The organism is Kitasatospora sp. MY 5-36 (genome assembly GCF_001182915.1).
Lineage (GTDB): Bacteria > Actinomycetota > Actinomycetes > Streptomycetales > Streptomycetaceae > Kitasatospora.
Genome location: NZ_LFVW01000431.1, coordinates 1 through 10,053, shown reverse-complemented (window position 1 = coordinate 10,053; position 10,053 = coordinate 1). Strand labels below are relative to the sequence as shown.

Sequence of the window (10,053 nt, the reverse complement as noted above, 5' to 3'; positions counted from 1 at the left end):
CGCAGCCGGGCGCCGACCGCCCCGCGCCGCTCGGCCTCGTAGCCGTCCAGCAGGGAGCCGCCGGGCTGCGGGCCGCCGGAGTGGAGGTGCCAGGCGAGGGCGAGCCGCCAGGCGAGGTTGTCGGCGTCGCGCAGCCCGTCCGCGAGGTTCTGCATGCCGAGCGCGCCGTGCAGGTGGGCGGCGTCGCCGGCCAGGAAGCAGCGGCCACTGCGGAAGCGGGCGGCGAGCCGCTGCTGGGCGGTGTGGTCGGCGGCGGCCAGCAGTTCGAAGCGGGGCAGTTCGCCGCACCAGCCGGTGAGGGTGGAGGTGACCCGGGTGAGCAGGGTGTCGCCGGTGACGATGCCGGGCCAGGTGGCGTGCGGGTCGACGGTCTCGGTGGCGGCGGGGCGGCCGGGGGGCAGCCGCCAGTCGAGCCGCCAGACGCCGTCCGGCAGCGGACGGGCGGAGGCCTCGCGGTCGCCCCGCCACGGGGGCTCGCGGTGCAGCCGGGCGCCGTCGAAGGGCAGGTCGACCCGGACGGTGGCGATGGCGTTGCGGTCGACCGCCGGGCGGCCGGGGAAGCGGATCTTCAGGAGCTTGCGGACGGTGGATCTGGCGCCGTCGCAGCCGACCAGGTGGCTGCCGCGCCACCAGGTGGTGGAGCCGTCCTGGGTGCCCGTGGTGCGGAGGCTGACGCCGTCCCGGTCCTGTTCGAGCTCGACGACCCGGTTGAGCGGGACCAGCCTGATCAGCGGGGTGCCGGTCAGGGCGTCGCGCAGCCCGCGCTGGAGGCGGTGCTGGGGCAGGTGGTAGGTGGGCGAGTCGGTGAGGTCGATCCGCAGCACCTCCTGGCGGCGGCGCCAGACGGCGAAGGAGTCCCACAGCGCGGAGTCCGAGACGGCCCGCGGGTAGCCGATCCGGGTCAGGAAGGCGGCGGTGTCGGCGCCGAGGACGAGGCTGCGCGGGCCTTCCGGGCAGAGGCCGGAGCCCTCGTCCAGGACGATGGTGGGGACCTCGTGCCGGGCCAGGGCGAGGGCCAGGGCCAGACCGACCGGTCCGGCCCCGACCACGATCACCGGGTCCATGAGGGAACCTCCGGGCACGAACCGGCCGATCGGCCGGCGTCAGTTACCGCTGCCGCATATGCCGCGTGGATGCTCCCGGGAGGTGTCACGAACAGCAATGCAACAGTTCGCCTGCGTGTCCGTCAAGCAGAAGCTGAAGTGCGCCGGTTCGCGCCGCGACGGCCGCGTGCTTCGATCCAGCGTGCGAGCGCGGTCAACAGGAGGCACATCGCGATGTAGATCGGTCCGATCACCAGCACCACGGGGATGTAGGGGAAGCCCGCGGCGTTCATCGGCTGGCTGGCGATCTTCTTGCCGATGAACAGCAGCTCCTGGTAGGTGATGATCAGACCGAGCGAGGTGTCCTTGAGGGTGACGACCAGCTGGCCGATCATCGAGGGCAGCATCGAACGGACGGCCTGCGGCACCAGGATCGACGTCATCACCTGGGTCTTGCGCATACCGAGCCCGTACGCCGCCTCGCCCTGGCCGCGCGGGACGGCGTTGACGCCGCTGCGGATGATCTCGGCCTGGACCGCCCCGTTGTAGAGGGTGAGGCCGAGCACCAGCGCCCACATCGACTCCTTGGCGAAGAAGGCGTAGTAGAGCCCGACGATCAGGATCAGCAGCGGCATCGCCCGGAAGAACTGGGTGAAGGCCGTGCAGAACCAGCGGACCGGCTTGTGGTCGGAGAGCTGACCGGCCGCCAGCAGGGCGCCCAGGGCGAGCGAGAAGACCGCCGCCAGCCCGAAGGCCTTCAGGGTGGCCAGCAGGCCGTCCAGGATCATCTGCTGGACGAAGTTGTACTGGAACGGGTCCCACAGGTCGGGGTCGAACTGGCCGTTGTCGTTCAGCGCGGTGAAGACGTACCAGAGGAGACCGGCGATGCCGAGCACCGAGAGGATGCCGAACGCGCGGTACCGGGTGCGGGCCTTCGGGCCGGGGGCGTCGTAGAGGACGCTGGCCGAAGCCTGGCGGTTCAGAACACTCATCGGGCCACCGCCAGTCGGGATTCCAGGAAGCGGAAGAACGTGGCGATCGTCGCGCTGATCAGCAGGTAGGCGCAGGCCACCCAGAAGAAGATGGCGAAGATCGAGAAGCCGCGCTCGGAGAAGGTCTGCTGGGCGCTGTACAGCTCGGAGACGCTGAACGCGCCGGCGATCGCCGAGTTCCTGGGCAGGGCGATGAACACGCTGCTCATCGGGCCCAGGACGGTCCGGGCGGCCTGCGGCAGGACGACCAGGGTGAGGGTCTGGCCGAAGGACATGCCCAGGCTGCGGGCGGCCTCCGCCTGGCCGAGCGGCACGGTGTTGATGCCGGAGCGGATCACCTCGCAGACGAACGAGGCGGTGTACCCGCCGAGCGCCAGCACCGCGAACACCAGGTGGCTGAAGTGCACGCCCAGCGGCGGCAGGCCGAAGGTGACGGCGAAGAACAGCAGGGTCAGCGGGGTGTTGCGGAAGAGCGTGACCCAGGCGGTGCCGAAGGCGCGCAGGACCGGCACCGGGGAGACCCGGAAGGCCGCCAGCAGGGTGCCCAGCAGCAGGGCGAGCAGAGCGCTGAGCGCGCTCACCTCGATCGTCTGTAGGAAGCCGTCGCGGAACAACGCGAAGTTGTCGTCCTCGAACAGGAACCCCATCCGGCGGCCCTCCTCTCAGTTCATGGTCGGGAAGTCGACGTACGGCGGGCGGGTCAGTAGCGCTCGAGGGCCGGGACGTCCGGCGCGGCGGAGCCGGAGGCGCCCAGGGTCGCGTCGTAGGCCTTCTTCCAGTCGCCGTTGTCCTCGTGGGCCTTGAGGGCGTCGCTGATGGCGTCGCGCAGCGCCTTGTCGTCCTTGTTGAGGCCGACGCCGTAGTTCTCCTTGGTGAACGGCTTGCCGACCACCTTGAGCTTGGGGGCGTACTTGGAGGCGTAGCCCTTGAGGATCGCGTCGTCGGTGGTGACCGCGTCGACCTCGCCGGACATCAGCTTCTCGACGCAGGCCGAGTAGGTGTCGAACTGCGTGACCTTCGGGTTGTACTGCTGGATGTTCTTGATCGAGGTCGAGCCGGTGGCGGTGCAGACGTTCTTGCCGCCGGTGCTCTCCGCGCCGGTGATCGAGGTGTTGTCGGCCTTCACCAGCAGGTCCTGGCCGGCGATGTAGTACGGGCCGGCGAAGGAGACGCTCTTCTTGCGCTCGTCGTTGATGCTGTAGGTGCCGACGTAGAAGTCGATCTGGCCCTTGGCGATGGCCGGCTCGCGCTGCGAGGAGACCAGGGTCTGCCACTTGATCTGCTGCGGGGTGAAGCCGAGGTCGGCGGCGATCATCTTGGCGATCTCGATGTCGAAGCCGCTGCGGTCGCCGCTGGCGACGTCCTCCCAGCCGAGGTTCGGCTGGTCGGCCTTGGCGCCGATGATCAGCTGGCCACGCTTCCTGGCTTCGGCGAGGACCGCGGAGTCGACCTTGACGTCGGTCTTGACCGTGTAGGTCGGCAGCGCCGGGGCGGCGCTGCCGCCGCTGCTCGCGGCGGTGGTGCCGGGGGTGCCGTCCTTGCCGCAGGCGGCGGTGGCGGTGAGCGCGACGGCACAGAGCGCGACGGCGAGGGTGCGGGACGTCCTCATGAGGGTTCTCCTGGGGGTGGGCCGCGGTGTCAACCGGGCTCTGGCGTCTGGAAGGCGTTGCACGGCGGGACCGGCCGGCACCGGTGAGGATGCCGGGGGGCGGCCCCGCTGGTCTCGAAGCGTCAGTGGTGGAGGATCTTCGAGAGGAAGTCCTTGGCGCGGTCGGAGCGCGGTGCGGTGAAGAAGGCGTCCGGGGTGTTCTGCTCGACGATCTTCCCGTCGGCCATGAACAGCACCCGGTTGGCGGCGGAGCGCGCGAAGCCCATCTCGTGGGTGACCACGACCATCGTCATGCCGTCCGCGGCCAGTTGGCGCATGACCTCCAGCACCTCGTTGACCATCTCCGGGTCCAGCGCCGAGGTGGGCTCGTCGAAGAGCATCACCTTGGGCTTCATCGCCAGCGCCCGGGCGATCGCCACGCGCTGCTGCTGGCCGCCGGAGAGCTGGGCCGGGAACTTGTCCGCCTGCGCGCCGACGCCGACCCGCTCCAGCAGCTCCCGGGCGGTCTTCTCAGCCTGCGGGCGGGGCACCTTGCGCACCTTCACCTGGCCGATGACCACGTTCTCCAGCACGGTCTTGTGCGCGAACAGGTTGAAGCTCTGGAACACCATGCCGACCTCGGCGCGCAGCCGGGCCAGCTCCTTGCCCTCGTCGGGCAGCGGCCGGCCGTCGATGGTGATCGTGCCGGAGTCGATCGTCTCCAGCCGGTTGATCGTCCGGCAGAGCGTCGACTTGCCCGAACCGGACGGGCCGATCAGTACGACCACCTCGCCCTGGGCGATCCTGAGGTCGATGTCCTGCAGCACGTGCAGCGCGCCGTAGTGCTTGTTGACCTTGCTCAGCACGACCAGGGGGGCGGCTGCGGTGGTTGAGTCCTCGACCGGGCTCTCGGTCATCGCGCCTGCTCCCTCTGTCGTCGAATAACGCCTGCCCGAGAAGTCTCAACTCCCTTGGGAGGCAGTGGTGGTGCGAATCCGGGGGCCGCGGCCGGCGGAGCCGCAGCCCCCGGTGGGCCGACCTTAGGAGCCGTGACCGTTCGCCGTCAGCCGATCTGAGCGGAACTTGAGGATCACGAAACGGCCACGCGTCGCCCACGCGCTGTTCGCGCGGGCGCCGACGGGGCATGTCACAGCGGGAATCCGCTCCGGTGCTCCCCGTCCCCCACGGGCCCGGTGCGCGGTCGAACCTGGCGTCGGGCCGTTCACTGGCTCATACTGCGCAGGACCGGGACCTGACCGATCGGCCCGGTGGTCACTGGTGATCAGGTGGGGGAAGGAGGAGAACAGGATGCGACTTCTGCTCGTCGAGGACGACGAACGCGTGGCCGCCGCGCTGGTCGCGGTGCTGGGCCGGCACGGCTTCCAGGTCCGGCACGCCCGCAGCGGGCACGAGGCGCTGGACGCCCTGGTGCCGGACGGCAACGAGCCGTACCGCGTGGTGCTGCTCGACCTCGGGCTGCCCGACCGCGACGGCTTCGAGGTGTGCAGCCGGATCAGGGCCGGCAGCGGCGTCCCGGTGATCATGGTCACCGCCCGCGCCGACGTCCGCTCCCGGATCCACGGCCTCAACCTGGGCGCCGACGACTACGTCACCAAGCCGTACGACATGGGCGAGCTGCTCGCCCGCATCCACGCCGTGGCCCGCCGCGGCGCCGCCCCCGCCGCGGTGCCGGTGCCCGCGCCCGACACCGTGCCGCAGCAGCGCGGCCCGCTGGAGTCCCGCGGCATCCGGATCGACCGGGAGCGCCGCCGGGTCAGCGTGGACGGCCGCGACGTGCCGCTCACCCGCAAGGAGTTCGACCTGCTCGCGCTGCTCGCCCAGAGCCCGGGCGTGGTCTACCGGCGCGAGCAGATCTTCAGCGAGGTCTGGCGCAGCGGCTGGGAGGGCAACGGGCGCACCCTGGAGGTGCACATCGGCTCGCTGCGCAACAAGCTGGCGCTGCCCGGACTGGTCGAGGCCGTGCGCGGGGTCGGCTACCGGCTGATCCCCGACTGTCCGGCGCCCGCCGCCCCCGCCCCGTCGGCCCCCGCCCCGTCCGCCCCCGCTCCCGCGGAGCACTGACCGCACGTGCGCACCCGCCTGCTCGGCATCCTGATCGCCCTCATGCTCTGCGTCCTGGCCGCCCTGGGGCTGCCGCTCGCGGCGGCGGTCGCGGCGGCCGAGCAGACCAAGGTCGTCGTCGACCGGCTCGACGACGCCGCCCGCCTCGCCCAGGACCTGCCCACCTCCGGCGCCGCCGACTCCGCCCGCAAGGGCGAACCGGAACCCGCCCCGGGCGACCTCAGCCGACAGCGCGCGATCCTCTCCGAGGTCCGCCGCTACCACGACCTGTACGGCGTCCGCCTGGGCATCTTCCAGCGCGACGGGGTGGCGATCGCCGCCGCCCCGGGCGACTGGCGGGTGCCCGGCGAGGGCTGGGGCGCCCAGGCCTTCCAGGAGGCGCTGGACGGGCGGCGCAGCCACAACCCGCCGCAGGTCTGGCCGTGGACGCCGGACCGGACGATCATCGTCGCCGCCCCGGTGGTGCGCGACGGCGACGTGGTCGCGGTGGTGCTGAGCGAGTCCCCGACCGAGGCGCTGCGCACCCGGGTGCTGCACAAGTGGCTGGTGATCGTCGCGGGTGAGGCCGCCGCGATGATCGTCGCCGTGCTGCTCGCCGTCCGGCTCACCGAGTGGGTGCTGCGCCCGGTGCGCACCCTGGACCGGGCCACCCACGACATCGCCACCGGCCGGATGGCCGCCCGGGTCGCCCCCGGCGGCGGACCGCCCGAACTCCAGCGGCTGGCCCGCTCGTTCAACGAGATGGCGGACCACGTGGTGCTCGCCATGGACCAGCAGAAGGCCTTCGTCGCGGACGCCTCGCACCAGCTGCGCAACCCGCTGTCGGCCCTGCTGCTGCGGGTCGAACTGCTCGGCCTGGAACTGCCCGAGGGCCACGAGGAGGAGCTCAGCGGCGTACGGGAGGAGGGCGTCCGGCTGGCCCGGGTGCTGGACGACCTGCTCGGGCTGGCCACCGCCGAGCACGCCCGCCCCGAACCGGAGCGCACCGACCTCGCCGAGCTCACCCTGGCCCGGGTCGACGCCTGGCGGCCGGCGGCCGAGCAGCGCGGGATCACGCTGCGCTGGGACGGCCCGGCGCTGGCGATCGGGATGGCCGACCCGATCGGCTTCGGCTCGGCCCTGGACGCCGTGGTCGACAACGCGCTCAAGTTCGGCCCGCCCGGCAGCGAGGTGCGGCTGCGGGTCGCGGTGCGCCGGGACGAGGTCGCGGTGACCGTCACCGACGCCGGACCCGGCCTCACCGAGGACGAGCTGTCGCGGGCCGGGGACCGGTTCTGGCGCAGCCCGCGGCACCAGAACGTGGACGGTTCGGGGCTCGGGCTGTCCATCGCCCGCACCCTGCTGGCGGCCGGCGGCGGCACGCTCGGCTTCGCGCCGGTCAAGCCGACCGGGCTCGCGGTGACGCTGGCGGTGCCCCGGCCGGAGAAGCCGGAGAAGTAGCCGCCGGGGCGGGGCCTACGGCTTCACCGAGCGGTAGTAGCGCGCCGCGCCGGTGTGCAGCGGGAGCGGGTCGGTGTAGACGGCGGTGCGCAGGTCGACCAGCTGGGCCGCGTGCACCTGGGCGCCGATCTGGTCCCGGCTGTCGATCACCGCGCGGGTCATGCCCTCGACCAGGCCCGGGTCCACGTCGTCCCGGGTGATCAGCAGGTTGGGCACGGCCACCGTGGCGACCGCGTCCTTCGGTTCGGCGTTCGGGTAGGTGCCCTTGGGCATGGTGGCCGCCCGGTAGGCGTCGGTGCCGCCGCCCTCGGCCTTGTGCAGGGCCTCGGCGAGGTCGCTCAGCGGCACGATCCGGATCCGGACGTGCTCGGAGAGGTCGGTGAGCGCGCTGGTGGGCAGGCCGCCGGACCAGAAGAAGGCGTCCAGGGTGCCCGCGCGCAGGTCGTCGGCGGCCTCGCCGACGCCCTTCGGCACCGGGACGATGTCATGGTCCGGGTCCAGCCCGGCGGCGGTCAGCAGCCGCCTGGTCACCAGGTTCACCCCGGACTGCGGCAGCCCGACGCCGACCTTCAGGCCCTTGAGGTCGGCGGTGCGCCGCACCGGGGAGGAGGCCGGGACGACCAGCTGCAGGTAGTCGTCGTACAGCCGGGCGATCGCCCGCAGCTTCTCCTTGCCGGGCTCGTGGTAGTCGGCGACCGCGTCGGCGGTGGCGATCGCGAAGGTGTCCCGGCCGTCGATCACCCGGCCGATGTTGTCGACCGAGCCCTCGGAGTTGTCCAGGGCCAGCCGCACCCCCGGCATCGCCCGCGAGACGTGGCCCTGGAGCAGCTGCCCGTACCGGTCGTAGACGCCGCGCTGCACCCCGGTGGCGAAGCGGACCTCGCCGCGCGGGTACCCGGGCGAGCGGCCCGCCGACAGCCACCAGCCGCCGAACCCGGCCACCAGCAGCACCAGCACCAGCACCGTCCGCCACAACGGGCTGCGGGCCGCGGCACGGACGGCGGCGCCGGGACGGTACGGAGTGGTGGGGGTCATGCAGGGATACTGCCAGGCGCTCCGGCCGAACGGGAGGGGAACGGGTGGTGGAAGCTCCGGGAAAAGCCCTTCGCCGCTGCCCGTACCCTGGTCTGGTGAGCGGTGAGAGCGGATTGAAGAGCTACAAGGTCGTCACGCACGGCTGTCAGATGAACGTCCACGACTCCGAGCGGCTGTCCGGCCTGCTGGAGGACGCGGGGTACGTCAAGGCCGGGCCCGAGGGCGACCCGGACCTGGTGGTGTTCAACACCTGCGCGGTGCGCGAGAACGCCGACAACAAGCTGTACGGCAACCTCGGCCAGCTCGCGCCGGTCAAGACCCGCCACAAGGGCATGCAGATCGCCGTCGGCGGCTGCCTGGCCCAGAAGGACCGCGAGACCATCGTCAAGCGCGCCCCCTGGGTCGACGTGGTCTTCGGCACCCACAACATCGGCCACCTGCCGGCGCTGCTGGAGCGGGCCGCGGTCGAGCGCAAGGCCCAGGTCGAGATCCTGGAGTCGCTGGAGACCTTCCCCTCCACCCTGCCGACCCGCCGCGAATCCGCGTACGCCGCCTGGGTCGCCATCTCGGTCGGCTGCAACAACACCTGCACCTTCTGCATCGTCCCCGCGCTGCGCGGCAAGGAGGAGGACCGCCGTCCCGGCGACGTCCTCGCCGAGATCGAGGCGCTGGTGGGCGAGGGCGTCATCGAGGTGACCCTGCTCGGCCAGAACGTCAACGCCTACGGCTCCGACCTGGGCGACCGCGAGGCCTTCTCCAAGCTGCTGCGCGCCGCCGGCCAGATCGAGGGCCTGGAGCGGATCCGCTTCACCTCGCCGCACCCGCGCGACTTCACCGACGACGTGATCGCCGCCATGGCCGAGACCCCGAACGTGATGCACCAGCTGCACATGCCGCTGCAGTCCGGCTCGGACCGCGTCCTCAAGGCGATGCGCCGCTCCTACCGTCAGGAGCGTTTCCTCGGGATCATCCGGAAGGTCCGCGAGGCGATGCCCGACGCGGCGATCTCCACCGACATCATCGTGGGCTTCCCCGGCGAGACCGAGGAGGACTTCGAGGAGACGATGCACGTCGTCCGCGAGGCCCGCTTCACCAACGCCTTCACCTTCCAGTACTCCAAGCGCCCCGGCACCCCCGCCGCGGAGATGGCGGACCAGGTGCCGAAGGAGGTCGTGCAGGCCCGCTACGACCGGCTGATCGCCCTCCAGGAGGAGATCTCCTGGGAGGAGAACAAGAAGCAGGTCGGGCGGACCCTGGAGATCCTGGTCGCCGAGGGCGAGGGCAAGAAGGACGACCAGACCCGGCGGCTCTCCGGCCGCGCCCCCGACAACCGGCTCGTGCACTTCACGAAGCCGGAGGAGCCGGTGCGCCCCGGCGACACGGTGACCGTCGAGATCACCTACGCCGCCCCGCACCACCTGCTCGCCGAGGGCCCCGCGCTCGCGGTGCGCCGCACCCGGGCCGGCGACGCCTGGGAGAAGCGCCAGGCCGCGCCCGCCGCCAAGCCGGCCGGCGTGCTGCTCGGCCTGCCGAAGATCGGCGCCCCGGCGGAGCTGCCACTGGCCGCGCCGGCGGGCGGGGCCTGCTGCGGCGACTGACACCGTGCCCGGTACGGCGGCCTGACGGGAGGATCCACTCCCGCCGGGCCGCCGTCGTCGTTGGCTAGAGTGATCCGCATGCTGGTAGCCGCCGCCGTGTGCCCCTGTCCGCCGCTGCTCGTCCCCGAGGTCGCCGCCGGGGCCGCGCCCGAGCTGGACGGCCTGCGCGCGGCCTGCGACGAGGCGCTCGCGGCGCTGGTCGCGGCCGGACCGCAGCTGGTCGTGGTGGTCGGCACCGGGCCGGCGGCCGAGGTGTGGACCGAGGGCGGGGCCGG

At 72.3% G+C, this 10,053-nt stretch carries 9 protein-coding genes and 1 pseudogene; 4 read left to right on the top strand and 6 right to left on the bottom strand.

Annotated elements, in window-relative coordinates; translation table 11 throughout:
* The 5 genes from AE652_RS25700 to AE652_RS25680 form a co-directional block, all read right to left on the bottom strand.
* On the bottom strand, positions 1-1,064 hold a 1,064-nt coding region (locus AE652_RS25700; RefSeq protein WP_049655586.1), incomplete at its 3' end, for an FAD-dependent monooxygenase.
* A 122-nt stretch (positions 1,065-1,186) separates the two neighbouring features.
* Positions 1,187-2,035 carry an amino acid ABC transporter permease gene (locus AE652_RS25695; RefSeq protein ID WP_049655584.1) on the bottom strand — a complete coding sequence of 283 codons (849 nt, stop codon included), beginning with the start codon at positions 2,033-2,035 and terminating at the stop codon, positions 1,187-1,189.
* A complete protein-coding gene (locus AE652_RS25690; protein WP_049655583.1) occupies positions 2,032-2,682 on the bottom strand; it encodes an amino acid ABC transporter permease in 651 nt (216 codons plus the stop codon). Before AE652_RS25690 ends, AE652_RS25695 begins: the two co-directional genes overlap by 4 nt.
* Before the next feature lie 53 nt (positions 2,683-2,735).
* On the bottom strand, positions 2,736-3,644 hold the full coding sequence (locus AE652_RS25685) for a glutamate ABC transporter substrate-binding protein (protein WP_049655582.1): 909 nt from the start codon (positions 3,642-3,644) through the stop codon (positions 2,736-2,738).
* A gap of 122 nt (positions 3,645-3,766) precedes the next feature.
* Positions 3,767-4,540 carry an amino acid ABC transporter ATP-binding protein gene (locus AE652_RS25680; RefSeq protein WP_049655580.1) on the bottom strand — a complete coding sequence of 258 codons (774 nt, stop codon included), beginning with the start codon at positions 4,538-4,540 and terminating at the stop codon, positions 3,767-3,769.
* Positions 4,541-4,931: 391 nt separating this feature from the next.
* Between AE652_RS25680 and AE652_RS25675 the strand changes: the two genes are divergently transcribed.
* Positions 4,932-5,705, top strand: a complete 774-nt coding sequence (locus AE652_RS25675; RefSeq protein ID WP_049655579.1) for a response regulator transcription factor — start codon at positions 4,932-4,934, stop codon at positions 5,703-5,705.
* Between the two features lie 6 nt (positions 5,706-5,711).
* Positions 5,712-7,145: a HAMP domain-containing sensor histidine kinase gene (locus AE652_RS25670; RefSeq protein ID WP_049655577.1), complete on the top strand. Its 1,434-nt coding sequence runs from the start codon at positions 5,712-5,714 to the stop codon at positions 7,143-7,145.
* Between the two features lie 15 nt (positions 7,146-7,160).
* Here the strand turns inward: AE652_RS25670 and AE652_RS25665 are convergent, their stop codons facing one another.
* On the bottom strand, positions 7,161-8,180 hold the full coding sequence (locus AE652_RS25665) for a TAXI family TRAP transporter solute-binding subunit (RefSeq protein ID WP_063780264.1): 1,020 nt from the start codon (positions 8,178-8,180) through the stop codon (positions 7,161-7,163).
* A gap of 95 nt (positions 8,181-8,275) precedes the next feature.
* Between AE652_RS25665 and miaB the strand changes: the two genes are divergently transcribed.
* Both miaB and AE652_RS25655 read left to right on the top strand, forming a co-directional pair.
* Positions 8,276-9,778 (top strand): tRNA (N6-isopentenyl adenosine(37)-C2)-methylthiotransferase MiaB, encoded by a 1,503-nt coding sequence (gene miaB / locus AE652_RS25660; protein WP_255357448.1) that lies wholly within the window; start codon positions 8,276-8,278, stop codon positions 9,776-9,778.
* Positions 9,779-9,856: 78 nt separating this feature from the next.
* A pseudogene (locus AE652_RS25655) lies at positions 9,857-10,053 on the top strand (hypothetical protein); the annotation flags it as partial.

Bases quoted from the DNA above. Each gene is read 5' to 3' on its own strand.
- AE652_RS25680 (WP_049655580.1), bottom strand. From the start codon at position 4,540: ATGACCGAGAGCCCGGTCGAGGACTCAACCACCGCAGCCGCCCCCCTG.
- AE652_RS25695 (WP_049655584.1), bottom strand. From the start codon at position 2,035: ATGAGTGTTCTGAACCGCCAGGCTTCGGCCAGCGTCCTCTACGACGCC.
- AE652_RS25675 (WP_049655579.1), top strand. From the start codon at position 4,932: ATGCGACTTCTGCTCGTCGAGGACGACGAACGCGTGGCCGCCGCGCTG.
- AE652_RS25690 (WP_049655583.1), bottom strand. From the start codon at position 2,682: ATGGGGTTCCTGTTCGAGGACGACAACTTCGCGTTGTTCCGCGACGGC.
- AE652_RS25665 (WP_063780264.1), bottom strand. From the start codon at position 8,180: ATGACCCCCACCACTCCGTACCGTCCCGGCGCCGCCGTCCGTGCCGCG.
- AE652_RS25685 (WP_049655582.1), bottom strand. From the start codon at position 3,644: ATGAGGACGTCCCGCACCCTCGCCGTCGCGCTCTGTGCCGTCGCGCTC.